19 protein-coding genes are annotated in these 18984 nt (G+C 61.2%); 11 read left to right on the forward strand and 8 right to left on the reverse strand.

Annotated elements, in window-relative coordinates; genetic code table 11:
* Positions 1-54: 54 nt before the first annotated feature.
* Complete coding sequence (gene def, locus N2A98_RS00085; protein ID WP_003187273.1) at positions 55-561, reverse strand: peptide deformylase; 507 nt, start codon at positions 559-561, stop codon at positions 55-57.
* Between the two features lie 135 nt (positions 562-696).
* On the opposite strand from def, the gene N2A98_RS00090 reads away from it, so the two are divergent.
* The 3 genes from N2A98_RS00090 to N2A98_RS00100 all read left to right on the forward strand — a co-directional run bounded on the left by N2A98_RS00090 (position 697) and on the right by N2A98_RS00100 (position 3272).
* Positions 697-1473, forward strand: coding sequence for a peptidoglycan-binding protein (locus N2A98_RS00090; RefSeq protein ID WP_275622855.1), 777 nt, complete (start codon positions 697-699; stop codon positions 1471-1473).
* 63 nt (positions 1474-1536) lie between these two features.
* Positions 1537-2640, forward strand: coding sequence for a DNA-processing protein DprA (gene dprA, locus N2A98_RS00095; protein ID WP_125969260.1), 1104 nt, complete (start codon positions 1537-1539; stop codon positions 2638-2640).
* A 74-nt stretch (positions 2641-2714) separates the two neighbouring features.
* The gene (locus tag N2A98_RS00100; RefSeq protein ID WP_003187278.1) at positions 2715-3272 is read left to right on the forward strand and encodes an L-threonylcarbamoyladenylate synthase; all 558 of its coding nucleotides are present in this window, start codon (positions 2715-2717) and stop codon (positions 3270-3272) included.
* A 93-nt stretch (positions 3273-3365) separates the two neighbouring features.
* Here N2A98_RS00100 and N2A98_RS00105 read toward each other — a convergent pair whose 3' ends face one another.
* Complete coding sequence (locus tag N2A98_RS00105; protein ID WP_044270216.1) at positions 3366-4343, reverse strand: quinone oxidoreductase; 978 nt, start codon at positions 4341-4343, stop codon at positions 3366-3368.
* A gap of 178 nt (positions 4344-4521) precedes the next feature.
* Between N2A98_RS00105 and hemF the strand changes: the two genes are divergently transcribed.
* Both hemF and aroE read left to right on the forward strand, forming a co-directional pair.
* A complete protein-coding gene (gene hemF, locus N2A98_RS00110) occupies positions 4522-5454 on the forward strand; it encodes an oxygen-dependent coproporphyrinogen oxidase (protein WP_003187281.1) in 933 nt (310 codons plus the stop codon).
* Positions 5454-6272 carry a shikimate dehydrogenase gene (aroE, locus tag N2A98_RS00115; protein ID WP_275622856.1) on the forward strand — a complete coding sequence of 273 codons (819 nt, stop codon included), beginning with the start codon at positions 5454-5456 and terminating at the stop codon, positions 6270-6272. Before hemF ends, aroE begins: the two co-directional genes overlap by 1 nt.
* A 130-nt stretch (positions 6273-6402) precedes the next feature.
* On the opposite strand, the gene N2A98_RS00120 is transcribed toward aroE, so the two are convergent.
* The 3 genes from N2A98_RS00120 to betC all read right to left on the reverse strand — a co-directional run bounded on the left by N2A98_RS00120 (position 6403) and on the right by betC (position 10542).
* A complete protein-coding gene (locus tag N2A98_RS00120; RefSeq protein WP_275622857.1) occupies positions 6403-7971 on the reverse strand; it encodes a SulP family inorganic anion transporter in 1569 nt (522 codons plus the stop codon).
* Positions 7972-8094: 123 nt separating this feature from the next.
* The gene (choX, locus tag N2A98_RS00125; RefSeq protein ID WP_275622858.1) at positions 8095-9009 is read right to left on the reverse strand and encodes a choline ABC transporter substrate-binding protein; all 915 of its coding nucleotides are present in this window, start codon (positions 9007-9009) and stop codon (positions 8095-8097) included.
* An 18-nt stretch (positions 9010-9027) separates the two neighbouring features.
* Positions 9028-10542, reverse strand: coding sequence for a choline-sulfatase (gene betC / locus N2A98_RS00130; RefSeq protein ID WP_275622859.1), 1515 nt, complete (start codon positions 10540-10542; stop codon positions 9028-9030).
* Positions 10543-10645: 103 nt separating this feature from the next.
* Between betC and N2A98_RS00135 the strand changes: the two genes are divergently transcribed.
* The 6 genes from N2A98_RS00135 (at position 10646) to N2A98_RS00160 (ending at position 16399) form a co-directional block, all read left to right on the forward strand.
* Positions 10646-11596, forward strand: a complete 951-nt coding sequence (locus N2A98_RS00135; RefSeq protein WP_078804098.1) for a LysR family transcriptional regulator — start codon at positions 10646-10648, stop codon at positions 11594-11596.
* Between the two features lie 30 nt (positions 11597-11626).
* Positions 11627-11953, forward strand: coding sequence for a DOPA 4,5-dioxygenase family protein (locus N2A98_RS00140; RefSeq protein ID WP_044270228.1), 327 nt, complete (start codon positions 11627-11629; stop codon positions 11951-11953).
* A 176-nt stretch (positions 11954-12129) separates the two neighbouring features.
* Entirely contained in the window at positions 12130-13089 is a 960-nt protein-coding gene (locus N2A98_RS00145; RefSeq protein ID WP_275622860.1) for a 2-dehydro-3-deoxygalactonokinase, read from the forward strand.
* 1 nt (position 13090) lies between these two features.
* Positions 13091-13711: a 2-dehydro-3-deoxy-6-phosphogalactonate aldolase gene (locus N2A98_RS00150; protein ID WP_003187296.1), complete on the forward strand. Its 621-nt coding sequence runs from the start codon at positions 13091-13093 to the stop codon at positions 13709-13711.
* A gap of 48 nt (positions 13712-13759) precedes the next feature.
* On the forward strand, positions 13760-14908 hold the full coding sequence (dgoD, locus tag N2A98_RS00155; protein ID WP_003187297.1) for a galactonate dehydratase: 1149 nt from the start codon (positions 13760-13762) through the stop codon (positions 14906-14908).
* A gap of 186 nt (positions 14909-15094) precedes the next feature.
* Complete coding sequence (locus N2A98_RS00160; RefSeq protein WP_032894350.1) at positions 15095-16399, forward strand: MFS transporter; 1305 nt, start codon at positions 15095-15097, stop codon at positions 16397-16399.
* A gap of 33 nt (positions 16400-16432) precedes the next feature.
* Here the strand turns inward: N2A98_RS00160 and N2A98_RS00165 are convergent, their stop codons facing one another.
* From N2A98_RS00165 to trpB, 3 genes are all read right to left on the reverse strand, one after another.
* Complete coding sequence (locus N2A98_RS00165) at positions 16433-16513, reverse strand: BBE domain-containing protein (RefSeq protein WP_234454829.1); 81 nt, start codon at positions 16511-16513, stop codon at positions 16433-16435.
* A 342-nt stretch (positions 16514-16855) separates the two neighbouring features.
* Positions 16856-17665 carry a tryptophan synthase subunit alpha gene (trpA, locus tag N2A98_RS00170; protein WP_044270232.1) on the reverse strand — a complete coding sequence of 270 codons (810 nt, stop codon included), beginning with the start codon at positions 17663-17665 and terminating at the stop codon, positions 16856-16858.
* Positions 17665-18891, reverse strand: coding sequence for a tryptophan synthase subunit beta (gene trpB / locus N2A98_RS00175; protein WP_014716306.1), 1227 nt, complete (start codon positions 18889-18891; stop codon positions 17665-17667). The genes trpA and trpB overlap by 1 nt, the downstream gene beginning before the upstream one ends.
* Positions 18892-18984: the final 93 nt, after the last annotated feature.

The following is an 18984-nucleotide window of genomic DNA, read 5'->3' on the forward strand; positions in this document are numbered from 1 at the left end:
AAAACAGTCACAAAAGAAAAAGGCTTGCCGCAGCAAGCCTTTGGAAGAAGGGCATCAGGCTTGCTGGCGATGCTTTTTTTCCAGCTTCTTCTTGATGCGGTCACGCTTGAGCGTGGACAGGTAATCGACAAACAGCTTGCCGTTGAGGTGGTCGCATTCATGCTGGATGCACACCGCCAGCAGGCCTTCGGCAATCAGCTCGAAAGGCTTGCCGTCACGGTCCAGCGCCTTGATCTTCACGCGCAGCGGGCGTTCCACATTCTCGTAGAACTCCGGCACCGACAGGCAGCCCTCCTGGTATTCGCCCATCTCTTCGGTCAGCGGTTCGAACTCAGGGTTGATGTACACCCGAGGTTCGCTGCGATCTTCCGACAGGTCCATGACCACGACGCGCAGATGCACGTTGACCTGGGTCGCGGCGAGGCCGATGCCCGGGGCTTCATACATTGTTTCAAACATGTCATCGACCAACTGACGAACCTTGTCGTCCACTACGGCCACCGGCTTGGCGATCGTGCGCAGGCGCGAGTCGGGAAATTCGAGGATGTTCAAAATAGCCATAAGCGTAATTGCTGCACATGTGAGGAAGAGACAAATCGGCGGTGGGATGGACCCATACGGCCGGTGTGAAACGCTCGGAAGCCGCGAAGGCCATGGCATTTCACGCGAACGCACATAATAAAGGAGATTCACCCCATGAGGAAATCGCTACTCGTCTTGCTGCTGTGGGCCCCGTTCGCCACGGCATTGATTGCGCAACCCACTGAGCGTCTGGATCAGGCCGCGCAACAGGCCATCCAACATTTTTTACTGCACAACCGTATTTTTGACTCCCCCCAGGACCTGGACAAAGCGCCTTACATTGTTGCGGCGCAAGGCGGGCGCGTGCTGGGTGCCAACGACGAGCATGTGCATGCCCGCGGTGGCCTTGACCCGGCCCAGCCAAGCTACGGGATCTTTCGGCGGGGCAAGGCCTACACCGACCCCCATACTCAGGAGCTGTTGGGTATCAATGCCGACGATATCGGCACTGCGCGCTTTGTGCTCGCCGACAGCCTCACCACCCTGGCAGTGCAACGGGTGACCCAGGAAATTCGCCCAGGTGACCGCTTGTTGCGCGCCGAGCCTCCCGCTGCTTTGCCCAACTTGGAACCCTTCAAACCCGCACCCTTCATTACAGGGCACATCATCGACATCCCCAAGGGCGTCACGCAGATTGGCGTGCTCGACGCTGTGACCCTCAACAAGGGTCGCCGCGATGGATTGGTGGAAGGCCAACTGCTCACAGTGATCAAGGCTGGCGCCACCGTGCGAGACGCCCTCACCGGCACGCCCACTCCCCTCCCGGATGAGCGAGCCGGCACCCTGTTGGTGTTTCGCACCTATGAAAAGCTCAGCTATGCCCTGGTGCTCAGTGCTTCACGGTCGCTGGCCGTGCAAGACCGTTTCGAGACGGCTGATCAAGCGCAATAAATAGCCTGCTAAATAAGTTACCAACAGAGTTATCCACAGCTTGTTCCGGTCAAGGATGATCATATGAATCCGATAAACAGTAGCGATATTTCCCCGGCAGAGCTGGAAGCCAGGCTACGCTTGCACAGGCTGCCAGAACTGGGGCCTAAGCGTTTTCACGTATTGATCCAAGCCTTTGGTTGCGCTTCCAAGGCCCTGAGTGCTCCCGCCAGCGCCTGGCGTTCCCTCGGTTTGCCCGCCATCAGTGCCGAGGCTCGACGTAGCCCCAAAGTACGTGACGGTGCCAGTGAGGCGTTAGCCTGGCTGGCGTGCCCGGCCCAGCATTTGCTGATGTGGGACCAACCGGATTACCCGGCATTGCTCGCGCAGATCGACGATGCGCCGCCGCTGTTATTCGTTGCGGGCGACCCCGGTATTCTGGAAAAACCACAGTTGGCCATGGTCGGTAGCCGGCGTGCCTCGCGCCCAGGCATGGATACGGCAGCGGCCTTTTCCCGCAGCCTGGCGAGCGCCGGTTTTGTCATCACCAGTGGGCTGGCGGTGGGCATTGATGGCGCGGCGCACCAGGCGGCATTGGACGTGGGCGGCCATACCATCGGCGTGCTTGGCACTGGCCTGGAAAATTTTTATCCACAGCGCCATCGCAAGCTCGCTGCGGCGATGATTGCCCAAGGCAGCGCCGTGGTTTCCGAGTTTCCGCTGGATGCCGCGCCCCAGGCCGGTAATTTCCCACGGCGCAACCGGATCATCAGCGGGTTGTCGTTAGGCGTGCTGGTGGTGGAGGCCAGTGTCGCCAGCGGCTCGCTGATCACCGCACGCCTGGCCGCGGAGCAAGGGCGTGAGGTTTACGCGATACCGGGTTCCATCCACCACCCCGCCGCCAAGGGCTGTCATCAACTGATCCGTGATGGCGCGGTGCTGGTGGAAACCATCGAGCACATTCTTGAAAGCCTGCGCGGTTGGCAGCGGTTGTCCCATGCTGCGCCGGTGCCCGTGACCCATCCGCTGGTGGCGCTATTGCACGCGGCACCGCATAGCAGCGAAGCCTTGGCGATTGCCAGCGGCCGGCCGTTGTCCCAAGTACTGGCCACCCTTACGGAGCTGGAGTTAGAGGGCCAGGTGATTTGCGAAAGCGGGCGCTGGCTGGCGCGGTGTCCGCTTTTGTAGTGGCCTGTTTTTGGCACTAGGTTTTGTAACGAAGATCGGTAAACTGCCCAGAGCTTTAGTCCGGAGAGTAAACAATGGTCAACAGGTGGCGTGTGCTGGAAGCCGCACGGGAAATTCGCGCAGGCGCAGTGATCGCCTATCCGACCGAAGCGGTCTGGGGCCTGGGCTGCGACCCGTGGAACGAAGAAGCAGTGGATCGGCTGTTGGCGATCAAGAACCGCTCGGTCGACAAAGGCCTGATCCTGGTGGCGGACAATATTCGTCAGTTCGACTTTCTGTTTGAGGATTTCCCGGACACGTGGGTCGAACGCATGGCCAGCACCTGGCCAGGGCCGAATACCTGGCTGGTGCCCCATCAAGACTTGCTGCCCGAATGGGTCACGGGTGTGCACGACACCGTCGCGTTGCGGGTCAGTGATCATCCGCTGGTGAGAGATTTGTGCGCCGAGGTCGGCCCGTTGATTTCCACCTCGGCCAACCCCCAGGGCCGCCCGGCAGCCCGCACGCGGATTCGCGTGGAGCAGTATTTTCGCGGGCAAGTGGACTTGGTGTTGGGCGGCGCCTTGGGTGGGCGCAAGAACCCGAGCCTGATTCGGGACCTGGTGACGGGTGATGTGGTGCGCCCCTCCTGAGACCGCAGTGCACTCATCGCAGGCAAGCCAGCTCCCACATTTGATCAGTGTTCGCTGTCAAATGTGGGAGCTGGCTTGCCTGCGATGAGGCCCTTAAGGCAGCAGAATGGTTGAGCCAGTCGTGCGCCGCCCCGATAACTCCGTCTGCGCTTTGGCCGCCTCCGCCAGCGGGTAACGCTGGTTGATATCAATGCGCACCTTGCCACTCTTGATCATCGAAAACAGATCGTCCGCCATCGCCTGCAGGTTCGCTGGATTGTTCGCATAGGTCGCCAAAGTCGGCCGGGTGACGTACAGCGAACCCTTCGCCGACAGAATCCCCAGGTTCACCCCGTCCACCGCCCCCGACGCATTGCCGAAACTCACCACCAAACCCCGCGGCGACACGCTGTCCAGTGAGGTCAGCCAGGTGTCTTTGCCGACGCCGTCATATACCACCGGGCACTTCTTGCCGTCAGTCAATTCCAGAACGCGTTGTGCGACATCTTCCTTGCTGTAGTCGATGGTTTCCCAGGCGCCCAGCGATTTGGCCAAAGCGGCTTTTTCCGGGGAGCTGACGGTACCGATCAACTTCACCCCCAAAGCCTTGGCCCATTGGCAGGCCAGGGAGCCCACGCCACCGGCGGCGGCGTGGAACAAAATGGTTTCACCGCCTTTGAGCTCATAGGTCTGGCGCAGCAGGTACTGCACGGTCAGGCCTTTGAGCATGGCACCGGCGGCCTGTTCAAAGCTGATCTCATCCGGCAGGTGCACCAGGTTGGCGGCGGGCAACACGTGCGACTCGCTGTAGGCACCCAGCGGGCCGCTGCCGTAGGCCACACGGTCGCCGACTTTGAATTGGCTGACTTCACTGCCAACGGCATCGACTACGCCAGCACCTTCCGCACCCAGACCCGATGGCAGGGCCGGCGGCGCATAGAGGCCACTGCGGAAGTAGGTGTCGATGAAGTTCAGGCCGATCGCCTCGTTGCGCACCCGAACCTGCTGTGGGCCAGGTTCCGCTGGCGTGTAGTCCACATATTCAAGTACGTCGGGGCCGCCATGGGCGCTGAACTGGATACGTTTGGCCATCTGCACTTCTCCTTGGGTTCGAATCTGCGTAGCCCCCTATCGGACTCCTAAGCTTGATCTTCGTCAACTGCCGCGCACCTAAGTGCAGTGGCATCTAAGCGCAGTGGTATCCTGTGCGCCCATTTGCCGCCGACGCCCCATGGGCCTCGCGTAGCTTTGCCCGATTCAAGGTGATGCCATGACTACCCGCACCGAGGCCGTTAAAGCCTACCTGCTTGACCTGCAAGACCGCATTTGCAGCGCCCTGGAAACCTTCGAGACGGACACTCGCTTTATCGAAGACGCCTGGACCCGGCCAGCCGGCGGTGGCGGTCGCACCCGTGTGATGGAAAACGGTTCGGTGATCGAAAAAGGCGGTGTCAACTTTTCCCACGTGTTCGGCAGCGGTTTACCACCGTCTGCCAGTGCCCATCGCCCCGAGCTGGCCGGCCGTGGGTTTGAAGCGCTTGGCGTGTCACTGGTGATCCATCCGCATAACCCGCATGTACCGACTTCCCACGCCAATGTGCGGTTTTTCATCGCTGAAAAAGAAGGCGAAGAACCGGTGTGGTGGTTCGGGGGTGGCTTCGATCTCACCCCGTATTACGGCAATGAAGAAGACTGCATTCACTGGCACCGCGTGGCCGAGCAGGCCTGTGCGCCGTTTGGCCCGGATGTGTACGCACGCTACAAGGCCTGGTGTGACACCTACTTCCACATCAAGCATCGCAACGAGCCCCGTGGCATCGGTGGGCTGTTCTTCGATGACTTGAACGAGTGGGGCTTTGACACCTGCTTCGCCTTCATCCGCGCCATCGGCGATGCCTACATCGACGCCTACCTGCCGATTGTGCAGCGTCGCAAGGCCATGGCGTACACCGAGCAACAGCGCCAGTTCCAGGAGTTCCGCCGGGGCCGCTACGTTGAGTTCAACCTGGTCTATGACCGTGGCACGCTGTTCGGCCTGCAATCTGGCGGGCGTACGGAGTCGATCCTGATGTCGCTGCCACCCCAGGTACGCTGGAGCTACGACTGGAAGGCCGAAGCTGGCAGCGAAGAGGCGCGCCTCACCGACTACTTCCTGCAAGACCGTGACTGGCTCGGCGTTGCCGCGCCCAAGGCGGCGGTGTGATGGACCGTTATGTCGTGTTCGGCAACCCCATCGGCCACAGCAAATCGCCGCTGATTCACCGTCTGTTCGCCGCCCAGACCGGTGAGCAGCTGGACTACAGCACAATGCTCGCGCCGTTGGAGGACTTCACCGCCTGTGCCCGAGAGTTTTTCCAACAGGGCCGGGGCGCCAACGTGACCGTGCCGTTCAAGGAAGAGGCCTATCGCCTGGCCAATACCCTGACCGAACGAGCCCAGCGCGCCGGTGCCGTGAACACCTTGAGCAAACTGGCTGACGGCACCATGTTGGGCGATAACACCGACGGCGCGGGCCTGGTGCGCGATTTGACGGTCAATGCCGGGCTGACCCTGCAAGGCAAACGCATTCTGTTATTGGGCGCCGGTGGCGCGGTACGCGGTGCGCTGGAGCCGTTGCTGGCGCAGCAACCCTCGTCGTTGATCATCGCCAACCGCACCGTGGAAAAAGCCGAGTTACTGGCTGAGCTGTTCGATGACCTGGGCCCGGTGTCTGCCAGTGGTTTCGACTGGCTGCGTGAGCCGGTGGACGTGATCATCAATGCCACGTCGGCCAGCCTGTCAGGCGATGTACCGCCGATTGCCGGCAGCCTGATCGAGCCGGGCAAGACCTTCTGCTACGACATGATGTACGCCAAGCAACCCACCGCGTTCTGCCGCTGGGCGAGCGAGCAAGGCGCGGCGGTGGCGATGGATGGCCTGGGCATGCTGGTGGAACAAGCGGCGGAAGCCTTCTTGCTGTGGCGCGGTGTGCGGCCGGATTCGGCGCCCGTACTGGCCGAACTGCGCCGGCAATTGGCCTGATTCCACGCGCTGATGTGGGCACCGTTAATGTGGGAGCTGGCTTGCCTGCGATAGCAATAGGTCAGTTACCCATGTGCTGGCTGACCCACCGCTATCGCAGGCAAGCCAGCTCCCACAGTTTTGATCGGGTTCAGTCTTCAAAGTCGATGGGGCAGTTATCGGGCCCGTCGAGCTTTTTCAGCTCCTCAACCACCTGCGGCCTGGCCCCACGCAACGTCAAGCTACGGCCCAACCCCGCCAACCGCCGCGCCTCCTGATGCAGCATCTCCACCCCGGAATAGTCGATAAAGTTGATCTGCTGCGCCTCGATCACCACCCGCTCACCCTGCAAACGTTGCAAGCGCACTTGCAGGTAATGGCTGGCGCCAAAAAAGATCGAGCCGCCCACCCGCAACACATCCGCCTCACCGTCGCGCCAGTGTTGAACCCGTGGCTGCGAGGTGCGCTTGAGGTAGAAAAACAACGACGCCAGCACCCCGGCGTAGATCGCCGTTTGCAACTCCAACAACAAGGTGGCGACGCAGGTCAGGCTCATCACCACAAATTCGGCGCGGCTGACCCGGAACAGCGCGCGAATGCCGCGGTGGTCCACCAGGCCCCAGCAAATCAGCAGGATGCTCGCCGCCATGCTCGGGATCGGAATATGCGCGATCAACGCTGCGCCAAATAACGCGAATAACGCCACCCACAGGGCCGAAAACACCCCCGCCAGCGGCGAACAGGCGCCTGCCTCGTAACTGAGGCCCGAGCGGGTGAATGATCCGGCTGACAGATAGCCGGAAAAAAATCCGCCCACGATGTTGGATAAACCCTGGGCGCGAACTTCCTGGTTGGCGTCGAGCAGTTGTTGCGAGCGGGCCGACAGCGAGCGGGCAATCGACAGGCTGGTCACCAACCCCAGCATCCCCACCGCCACGGCGCTGGGCAGCAGGCGCAACACTAGGTCCAGGTCCATCGGCAACGGGCTGAACGGCGGCAATTTGCCGATAAACGAACTGACCCGTGCCACATGCCCGAATATCGCCGGCCACAGCCATGCAGCCAGGCTGCCCAACACCAAGGCGATCAACAGTGTCGGCCAGCGTGGCACCAGGTACTTGAGCAGCATGCCTGCCAGCAACGTCCCCAGCCCCAGGGCCAGGGATGCCTGATCCCACTCGCCACGATGATCAATCAACGCCAGCAGGCTGTTGATAGCCGTGGCCTGGCTGGGCAAATCCAACCCGAGCAGGTTGGGCAACTGCCCCAGGGCAATCACCACAGCGGCGCCCAGGGTGAAACCCAGCACCACCGAGTGGGAGACGAAGTTCACCAACGTGCCGAAGCGCAGCAGGCCGAGTAACCATTGGAACACCCCGGCGAGGAAGGTCAGCAACAGGATGAGGGTGATGTAGTCCTGGGAGCCTGGCACGGCCAATGGGCTGATGCTGGCGTAAAGCACGATGGAGATGGCGGCCGTGGGCCCGCAGATCAGGTGCCAGGACGAGCCCCACAGGCACGCGATCAATACCGGGATGATGGCGGCGTAGAGCCCGTATTCGGGTGGGAGGCCTGCGATCAATGCGTAGGCAATCGACTGCGGCAGCGCAAGCACCGCGCCGCTGAGGCCGACGATGGCATCCCGGCCGACGCTGGCGCGGGTTTGGCGCGGCAGCCAGCGCAGGAAGGGCAAGAGTGTATGGCGGGTGGGCCGGGGCATGAGTCGCTCGAAATACTGTAGGAGCGAGCTTGCTCGCGAAGAAGGGTAACGATAACGCGTGCTGTCTGAAAAAACGCGGCGTTTTCGAGTTCTTCGCTGGCAAGCCAGCTCCTACAAGGAGGATTAGAGTTTGGCTTTTACCGCTGGCAACGCCTCCTGGCCATCCAGGGTTTTCACGCCCTCCAGCCACTGGTCCAGCACCGCCGGGTTGGCCTTGATCCATGCCTTCGCCGCCTGCGCATTGCTGACCTTGTTGTTGGCCACGTCGGCCATGATGCTGTTCTCCATGGCCTGGGTGAAACTCAGGTTGGTCAGCAGTTTCCCGACATTGGGGCAGGCTTGTGCGTAACCCTTGCGGGTCAAGGTGTACACGCTGCCGGTGGCACCAAAGTACTGCTCGCCGCCTTTGAGGTAACGCATTTTCAGTTGCACGTTCATCGGGTGCGGAGTCCAGCCGAGGAAGGTGACGAAACGCTGTTTCTTAACGGCTCGCGAAACTTCCGCGAGCATCGCTTGTTCGCTGGACTCGATCAGCTTCCACTGCCCCAGGTCGAAATCATTTTTCTTGATGATCTCCTGCAACGAGATATTGGCCGGCGCGCCGGAGCCAATGCCGTAGATCTTCTTGTCGAACTTGTCGGCAAACGTGTTCAGGTCGGCGAAGTCATGCACCCCGGCTTCCCACACATAGTCCGGCACCGCGAGGGTGAACTCGGTGCCCTCCAGGTTCTTCGCCAGTTGCACCACATCGCCGTTGGCCACGAACTTGTCGTAGAAGCCTTGCTGCGCCGGCATCCAGTTGCCGAGGAAGACATCCACCTGGCTGTCTTTGAGCCCGCCGAAGATGATCGGCACCGCCAGGGTGTCGACCTTGGGTTGGTAGCCCATGCCCGTCAGCAGGAAACTGGTGATGGCGTTGGTGGCGGCAATGTCGCTCCAGCCTGGATCGGCCATCTTTACCGTGTCGCAGCGAGTGTCTGCGTACACCTGGGCGCTGCTGAGCACCATCAAACTCAGTACCACGGTCAACTTTTGCATGGCCTTCCCTCTGTCTACTTATTGGTTTTGGCAGGGTTGTGGAAAACGTGCCTTGCGCTCCAGGTCATCGAGGTCGATATGGTTGCGCATGTACTGCTGACTGGCGTCTACCAGTGGCTGGTGATCCCAGCTCTTGAGTTTGCCTTGGGTCAGCGCTTCAAACACCAGGCGGCGACGGCGTTGGCTGGCGAGCACCTGTTGATGGATCGCCGGGATGTCCCATTTCGCCCGCGCTTCACGCACGAACGCTTCGAACAGCGAGCGATGTTCGGCTGACTGGCTGAGGTTTTCCTGCTCGTTCGGGTCGTTGTGCACATCGAACAATAGGCAAGGATCGTCCTCGCTGTAGATGAATTTGTAGGCGCCCCGGCGAATCATCATCAACGGGCTGACGGTGCCTTCGGCCATGTATTCGCCAAACACTTCGTCATGCCCGCCCTGCCCTTGCAAGTGCGGGACCAGTGAGCGGCCGTCCAGCGGCAAGTGCGGGTCCAACGTGCCGCCGGCCAATTCCACCAGGGTCGGCAACAGATCGGCGGTCGATACGGCCTGGGTGACGCGGCCAGCGGCGAACTGCCCCGGCGCACTGACCAGCAGCGGCACGCGGGCGGCCATTTCAAACCAGTGCATTTTGTACCAGAGGCCGCGCTCGCCAAGCATGTCGCCGTGGTCGCCGGAGAAAATGATCAGGGTGTCGTCGGCCAGGCCGGTGTCCTCCAGGGTCTGCAGCAGCTTGCCGACGTTGCTGTCGATGTAGCTGCAGGCACCGAAGTAGGCGCGGCGGGCGTCGCGGATCTTATCCACCGGCAGCGGTTTGTCCCACAAGTCATAGACCTTGAGCAGCCGCTGGGAATGCGGGTCGAGGTCGGCCTGGGGCGGCGTCGCGGGCATTGGAATCTCGGTGTCGGCGTACAGGTCCCAGAACGGCTTGGGAATGGTGTACGGGTCGTGGGGATGGGTCATCGACACGGTCAGGCAGAACGGCTGGCTGCCCTCCTCGCGGATATGATCGAACAGGTATTGCTGGGCCTTGAACACCACCTCTTCGTCGAAATCCAGCTGGTTGGTGCGCACACACGGGCCGGCTTGCAGCACCGAGGACATGTTGTGATACCAGGTAGGGCGTACGTCTGGCTCATCCCAGTTCACCGCCCAGCCGTAGTCGGCGGGGTAGATGTCGCTGGTCAGGCGTTCCTCATAGCCGTGCAACTGGTCGGGGCCGCAAAAGTGCATCTTGCCCGATAGCGCAGTGCGGTAGCCAAGGCGACGCAGGTAGTGGGCGTAGGTCGGTACATCGGCGGGGAAATCGGCGGCGTTGTCGTAGGCGCCGATCTTGCTCGGCAATTGGCCACTCACCAGGGTGAAGCGCGACGGTGCGCACAACGGGCTGTTGCAATAGGCGGCGTCGAACACCACACCTTGCGTCGCCAGGCGGCTGAGATTGGGCAGCTTGATCGGGGAAGGCCCGTAGAACGGCAGCATCGGTGCGGCCATCTGATCGGCCATGATGAAAAGAATGTTCTTGCGCTTCATGGTTTCTCGGCATTCCATAGGCGGTGTTTATGCCAATGAGCATGCGGTCCATGAATACATGGGTAAAGCCCATGCGCGGCAATGACTAGGATAAGTTGAGCTTATGTATGAAGCGCTGGGTGACCTCTCTCTCGATTTGCTGCGCGCCTTTGAGGCAGCGGCACGCCATCGCAGTTTCACCGCGGCCGCGATGGAACTGGGCACCACCCAACCGGCGGTCAGCCAGCAGATCAAGCGCCTTGAAGAGCAACTGGCGATCCGCCTGTTTGACCGCATTTATCGCGGCATCGAACTGACCGACGCCGGTGCCCTGCTGTTCGAGCATGTGCAAGGCGGCCTGCAAAACATCAACCAGGGCCTCGGCGCCATCACTCAACAAAGCCAGCATGAAGTGCTGCAAGTCGCCACTGACTTCGCCTTTGCCGCCTATTGGCTGATGCCGCGCCTGCATCGCTTCCACCAGGCCAACCCGCAGGTGGATGTCAGCCTGGTCACCAGTGAGCGCAACCACGCCACCCTGCGCAGCGATATTGATGTGGCGGTGCTGTTTGGCGATGGCCGTTTCAAGCAAGGCGAGAGCCTGTGGTTGTTCAATGAGGAAGTGTTCCCGGTGTGCAGCCCGCAGTGGCTCAAGGAACAAGCTGCGCCCCTGACGGTGCAGACCTTGCAAGGCTGCCCGTTGCTGCACCTGCGCCAGGAAAACAACAGCCAGTGGTTCGACTGGAACGGTGTGTTCCGCGAACTGGGTATCACGGCTGTGCCGACCCCTGGGCAATTGCGCTTCGACAACTACACCTTGCTGATCCAGGCCGCGATTGCCGGCCAGGGTGTCGCCATCGGCTGGCGCCACCTGGTGGATAACCTGCTGGAGCAGAATTGGCTGTGCCGACCGATCAGCCCCACGGTGACGTCGCGATTTGGCTATTACGTGGTGCAGCCCCAGCGCAAACGCCGTGGGCAGTTGGTGGACCTCTTTGTCGAGTGGCTGGTGGCGGAACAGGCCAGCAGTGCGCAGTCGTTGACCGGGCTGGCCCTGCCGTCGATTGCGGTCTAGGATCGGCGCACAGTGGAACCGGAGTCCGTCATGCAACGTATCAAGGGCTACCACGCCCATATCTACTTCGACGCCAGTACGATCGAGCAGGCGCGCAGGCTCTGTGAAGACGCCGCCAGGCTGTTCCCGTTGCGTATGGGCCGCGTGCACGAGCGGCCCGTAGGCCCGCACCCGGATTGGAGTTGCCAACTGGCGTTCGAGCCGGAATATATCGGCGTGGTGTTGCCGTGGCTGGCGCTGCACCGTGATGGTCTGGTGGTGTTCCTGCACCCGGAAACCGGTGATGACCTCAAGGACCACACCGATTACGCCATCTGGATGGGCGCGATGCGCGAACTGGACCTGTCGATTTTTTAACCATCCCTTCCCGATAAACCCGCGTCTTTCCCTAAGTAAAAACCGGAAGGGTTGTGGGATTTATCTTGCCATGTCTCATTATATGGGATTGATATTTATATATTGAGATATCCGGCTTCCTAGGTTTATATTCGCCCATCTGCTTTTTTCAGCACCCACTCATTTCAGGTGAAGCGATGCAGGCGCAATTGATCGCGCTCGATTGGGGGACCAGCTCCCTTCGTGCTTACAAACTCGGCCCCGCGGGCGTTGTGCTGGAACAGCGCTCGCTGGCTACCGGCATCATGCATTTGCCCACAGAGCCTCGGGAAATTGCCGGTGTGCTGTGCACCGACGGCTTTGAACTGGCGTTCGATAGCGCCTGTGGCGATTGGCTTGATGCCCAGCCCGGGCTGCCGGTGATCGCGTGCGGCATGGTCGGCAGCGCACAGGGTTGGAGCGAGGCGGCCTATCGCAGCACGCCCGTGGATGTCGCCAGCCTTGGCCAGGCGTTGCATGGCATACGCAGCCTGCGCGGGGTGCAGGTGCACATCGTGCCGGGGGTGATCGAGCAAGTGGGGCTGCCCAATGTGATGCGCGGCGAAGAAACCCAAGTGCTCGGCGTGCTGCAAGGGCTTGGGCCCCAGGTGTTGATCGGCCTGCCCGGCAGCCATTCCAAATGGGTCGAGGTGGTGGAAGGCCGCATTACCCATTTCGATACCTTCATGACCGGCGAAGTGTTTGCGGTATTGAGCAAGCACAGCATTCTGGGGCGCACCCAACAGGCCAGCGAACAGTTCCAGGCCGATGCGTTTGATCGAGGCGTGCACGTTGCGCTGTCCAACGATGGCCAGCGTGGCGTGCTCTCGACCCTGTTCAGTGCCCGTACCCTTGGGCTCACTGCGCAGCTGGCGCCCGACCAGCAGCCCGATTACCTGTCCGGCCTGCTCATAGGCCATGAACTCGCCGGCCTGCCAGATTCCGCCAAATACCAGCCGATCATCCTGGTCGGCGCTGCTCCACTCTGCGCCCGCTATCAACGCGCCCTCGCCCTTTGCGGATTTGCCCACGTCAGCCTGGCGCAAGAAGCCACCGAGCGTGGCCTGTGGCAACTGGCGCAAGCCGCCGGGCTTACTCGACCTTTAATGGAGGCCTGACATGCTCAAGCAAGCACTCGCACAAAACGGTTTGATCGCCATCCTGCGCGGCCTACGCCCCGACGAAGCCCAGGCGGTCGGCCAGGTGCTGTACGACGCAGGTTTTCGCGTGATCGAAGTGCCGCTCAACTCGCCAGACCCTTACACCAGCATTCGCACCCTGCGCGACAGCTTGCCCGCCGATTGCCTGATCGGTGCTGGCACGGTGTTGACGCCTGAGCAGGTCGAACAGGTCAAGGCGGCCGGAGGCCAGGTGATCGTCATGCCCCACAGCGATGCCAAGGTGTTGCGCGCGGCCAAAGCGGCGGGCCTGTATTTGTCGCCTGGGGTAGCCACGCCCACCGAAGCCTTTGCCGCACTGGCCGAAGGCGCCGATGTGTTGAAGCTGTTCCCGGCCGAGCAAATGGGCCCTTCAGTGATCAAGGCATGGCTGGCGGTATTGCCGGCAGGCACCTTGCTGCTGCCGGTGGGCGGCATCACCCCGGACAACATGCAGGTGTTTACCGACGCCGGCGCCAAGGGCTTCGGATTGGGTTCCGGCCTGTTCAAGCCGGGCATGACAGTGGATCAGGTTGCGAGCCGTGCCCAGGCTTATGTCGCCGCCTGGAAAGCCCTCGGCTGAGAGCATATTCCGCGCCCACAGGCGCTGCATCTATAAGAGAGACAAGAGATGAAAATCACCAAACTGACGACCTTTATCGTTCCGCCGCGCTGGTGCTTCCTCAAGGTCGAAACCGACCAGGGTGTGACCGGTTGGGGTGAGCCTGTGGTCGAGGGCCGCGCTCACACGGTGGCCGCTGCCGTCGAGGAACTGTCCGACTACCTGATCGGCAAAGACCCACGCAACATCGAAGATATCTGGACCGTGCTCTATCGCGGCGGCTTCTACCGAGGCGGCGCGGTGCACATGAGCGCCCTCGCCGGCATCGACCAGGCGTTGTGGGACATCAAGGGCAAGGCCCTGGGTGTGTCGGTCAGCGATCTGCTGGGCGGCCAGGTGCGCGACAAAATCCGCGTGTATTCATGGATCGGCGGTGACCGCCCCGCCGACACTGCCCGTGCCGCCAAAGAGGCTGTGGCCCGTGGCTTCACAGCGGTAAAAATGAACGGCACCGAAGAATTGCAGTTTGTCGACAGCTTCGAAAAAGTCGACCTGGCCCTGGCCAACGTCGCTGCCGTGCGCGATGCGGTCGGCCCTAACGTAGGTATCGGCGTCGACTTCCATGGCCGGGTGCACAAGCCGATGGCCAAGGTGCTGATGAAAGAGCTCGACCCGTACAAACTGATGTTCATTGAAGAGCCGGTGCTCAGCGAAAACTACGAGGCGCTGAAAGAACTGGCACCGCTGACCAGTACGCCGATCGCCCTGGGTGAGCGCCTGTTCTCGCGCTGGGATTTCAAGCGCGTGCTCAGCGAAGGCTATGTCGACATCATCCAGCCGGACGCTTCCCACGCCGGCGGGATTACCGAAACCCGCAAGATCGCCAACATGGCCGAAGCCTACGACGTGGCCCTGGCCCTGCACTGCCCGTTGGGCCCGATTGCCTTGGCGGCGTGCCTGCAACTGGATGCGGTTTGCTACAACGCGTTTATCCAGGAGCAGAGCCTGGGCATTCATTACAATGAAAGCAACGATCTGCTCGACTATGTGCGAGACCCGGGCGTGTTCGACTACGACCAGGGCTTTGTGAAGATCCCCAACGGCCCGGGCTTGGGCATTGAGATCAACGAGGAGTATGTGGTTGAGCGTGCGGCCATCGGTCATCGCTGGCGCAACCCGATCTGGCGCCATGCCGATGGCAGTTTTGCCGAGTGGTGATGCCTGACTGACGGAACGCGGTAAAACATGTGGGAGCGGGCTTGCTCGCGAATGCTGTGTGTCATTCAACACATCTGCGGCTGAACCACCGCATTCGCGAGCAAGCCCGCTCCCACATTTTTGATCCGGTTTCTTCAGTCAGCTCATTTTCAGACCTCAACAAACATATAAAAATAGGCACCCCCCATGCACCCTGAATCCCTCACCGGGCAGGCTTCTTTAGTCACGCCTAGCAGAAAGCGCTTTTTCATCATGGTGCTGCTGTTCATCACCGTGGTCATCAACTACCTCGACCGCAGCAACCTGTCGATTGCCGCGCCGGCGCTGACCAGCGAACTGGGGATCGACCCGGTGCAAGTCGGGCTGATTTTCTCTGCCTTCGGCTGGACCTACGCCGCCATGCAAATCCCGGGTGGATGGTTGGTAGACCGGGTGCCGCCGCGCATTCTCTACACGGCGGCCCTGCTGCTGTGGTCGATTGCCACCGTGATGCTCGGTTTCGCCGCCAGCTTTATCGCGCTGTTCGTGCTGCGCATGGCCGTTGGCGCGTTGGAGGCACCGGCCTATCCCATCAACAGCCGCGTGGTCACCACCTGGTTTCCCGAGCGCGAGCGCGCCACGGCTATCGGCGTCTACACTTCTGGGCAATTCGTCGGCTTGGCGTTCCTCACCCCGGTACTGGCGTGGCTGCAACATCAGTACGGCTGGCACATGGTGTTTGTGGTGACCGGTGGCGTCGGCATCCTGTGGGCCGCGATCTGGTACGCGGTGTACCGCGAGCCCAAAGATTTCAAAGGCGCCAACGAAGCCGAAATCCAACTGATCCGCGACGGTGGCGGGCTGGTGGACATGCAGGCTAAAACCGTCAAGGCACCTTTTAGCTGGACCGACCTGGGCATTGTGCTGAGCAAACGCAAGCTCTGGGGCATCTACCTGGGCCAGTTTTGCCTAAACTCCACGCTGTGGTTCTTCCTGACCTGGTTTCCGACGTACCTAGTGAAATATCGCGGCATGGACTTTATCCAGTCTGGCTTGCTGGCCTCCTTGCCGTTCCTCGCCGCGTTTGTGGGTGTGCTGTGTTCGGGGGTGTTTTCCGATTGGCTCATTCGCCGTGGGGCGTCGGTGGGCTTTGCGCGCAAGTTGCCGATCATCAGCGGGCTGCTGATTTCCACGGCGATCATCGGGGCCAACTATGTGGACTCCACGGGGTGGGTCATCGCGTTTCTGGCGGTGGCGTTTTTCGGCAATGGCCTGGCGTCGATCACCTGGTCGTTGGTGTCGACCTTGGCGCCTGCCCGTCTGCTGGGGCTGACCGGCGGGGTGTTCAACTTCATCGGCAACCTGGCGGCGATTGCCACGCCTATCGTGATTGGCTTTCTGGCCAGTGGTTCGTCCTTTGCGCCGGCCATTACCTATATCGCGGTCTTGGCGTTGCTCGGCGCACTTTCCTACATATTGCTAGTAGGCAAGGTCGAGCGGATCGAGTTGTAAAAAAGGGCGACCTTCGGGTCGCCCTTTTTCGTTCTACGGCACCGACATCTCGTTACGAAATACATTGCGCGGGTCCCAGCGCTGCTTGGTACGGCGCAAGCGGCTTTCGATCATCAGGTCGGGATAATTGATGTACTCCTAAGAGCCAAGAATGACTTCTGATGCGGCTAACTTAACGACCGAGGGGCAAGGACTGCGGGGCTTGCGAAGGTGGTTAGACGGCAAAGGGCACGAAGTGAGTTAAAAAGGAGAGACGCGATGCTTAGCCTTGTGTAGGAGCGAGCTTGCTCGCGAAAAACGTCAACGATACGCGTGTTCGCTGAATGAACGCGGCGCCTGTAAGTTTTTCGCGAGCAAGCTCGCTCCTGCACATTAGGCGAGATGTCCGCCTCCTTCTGAAGCCTAGCGTATAGGTCGGTGATATTTGGGCAGTCTGATCACCGACCGAACAGGCAGTTACTTGCGTGCGTTGCGCACACCTTCCGACAGCGCCGCGCACAGCGTCAGCACGCCATCAATGGCTTGCTGGTCGTTCTTGGCCGTGGCGATGTGATCGATCAGTGCCGAACCCACTACCACCCCGTCTGCCAGGCGTGCGATGGCCGCTGCCTGCTCTGGTGTGCGGATACCAAAGCCGATGCTGATCGGCAGGTCGGTATGGCGGCGTAAACGGGTCACGGCTTCTTCGACGTGTTCCAGGGTGGCGGCGCCGGCACCGGTTACTCCCGCGACCGACACGTAATACACAAACCCGGAGCTGCCATTGAGCACAGTAGGCAGGCGCACGTCATCGGTGGTTGGCGTGGTCAGGCGGATAAAGTCGATGCCTGCAGCCTGGGCCGGGTCGCACAGCTCGCCGTTGTGCTCAGGCGGCATGTCCACCACGATCAGGCCGTCGACACCGGCTGCCTTGGCATCGGCAATGAACTGCGACACGCCATATTTGTGGATCGGGTTGAAATAACCCATCAACACCAGCGGGGTGTCGTTGTTGTCCTGGCGGAACTCGCGAACCATCTGCAGGGTTTTCAACAGGTTCTGCTTGGCGCCCAGGGCGCGGATATTGGCCAGCTGGATGGCCGGGCCGTCGGCCATCGGGTCGGTGAAGGGCATGCCTAGTTCGATCACGTCGGCGCCGGCGGCCGGCAAGCCCTTGAGGATCGCCAGCGAAGTGTCATAACCGGGGTCGCCAGCGGTGACAAAAGTCACCAGGGCGGCGCGGTTTTGTTCTTTAAGTTGCGCAAAGCGGGTTTGCAGGCGGCTCATCAGTGTTTCTCCTGCTTGGACTGTTCCATATGGTGCATCACGGTCTGCATGTCTTTGTCGCCACGGCCCGAGAGGTTGACCACCATCAGGTGATCCTTGGGCAGGTTTGGCGCGCGCTTGAATACTTCAGCCAGGGCGTGGGCGCTTTCCAGGGCAGGAATGATCCCTTCCAGGCGGCAGCATTTGTGGAAGGCTTCCAGGGCTTCGTCGTCCGTCACCGAGGTGTACTGGACGCGGCCGATGTCATGCAACCAAGCGTGTTCCGGGCCGATGCCGGGGTAGTCCAGGCCTGCGGAAATCGAGTGGGCGTCGATGATCTGGCCGTCGTCGTCCTGTAGCAGGAAGGTGCGGTTGCCGTGCAGCACGCCGGGAACGCCGCCGTTGAGGCTGGCGGCGTGCTTGCCGGTTTCAATGCCATGGCCGGCTGCTTCAACGCCGATGATTTCGACGCTGGTGTCATCCAGGAACGGGTGGAACAGGCCCATGGCGTTGGAACCACCGCCGATGCACGCCACCAGGCTGTCCGGCAGGCGGCCTTCCTGGGCTTGCAGTTGGGTACGGGTTTCCTTGCCGATCACGGCCTGGAAGTCACGCACCATGGCCGGGTACGGGTGTGGGCCGGCCACGGTACCGATCAGGTAGAAGGTGCTGTCGACGTTGGTGACCCAGTCACGCAGGGCTTCGTTCATGGCGTCTTTGAGGGTGCCGGTGCCGGCGACCACGGGGATGACTTCGGCGCCCAGCAGCTTCATGCGGAACACGTTGGCCTGCTGGCGCTCGATGTCGGTGGTGCCCATGTAGATCACGCATTGCAGGCCAAAGCGCGCCGCCACGGTGGCGGTGGCCACGCCGTGCATGCCAGCGCCGGTCTCGGCGATGATGCGTTTTTTGCCCATGCGCCGGGCCAGCAGGATCTGGCCGATGCAGTTGTTGATCTTGTGCGCGCCGGTGTGGTTGAGCTCTTCGCGCTTGAGGTAGATCTTGGCGCCGCCGCAGAACTCGGTCAGGCGTTCGGCAAAGTACAGCGGGCTTGGGCGCCCGACATAGTCGCGCTGGAAATAGGCCAATTCTTCGTTAAACGCCGGATCTACCTTGGCCGCTTCGTATTCACGGGCCAGGTCGAGGATCAACGGCATCAGGGTTTCAGCGACGTAGCGGCCACCGAACGCACCAAACAGGCCGTTGGCGTCAGGGCCGTTGCGTAGATCGGTCTGGGACTGAGTCATGGGACGCTCCAGGAAAGAATGTATTTAAAGGCAATGACGGTCACTCTACGCGTGACGCCTTGGCCTGAAAACCGATAAGATCGCCGCAACCTG

This window comes from Pseudomonas sp. FJ2-5-13 (assembly GCF_029201605.1).
GTDB lineage: Bacteria > Pseudomonadota > Gammaproteobacteria > Pseudomonadales > Pseudomonadaceae > Aquipseudomonas > Aquipseudomonas lactis.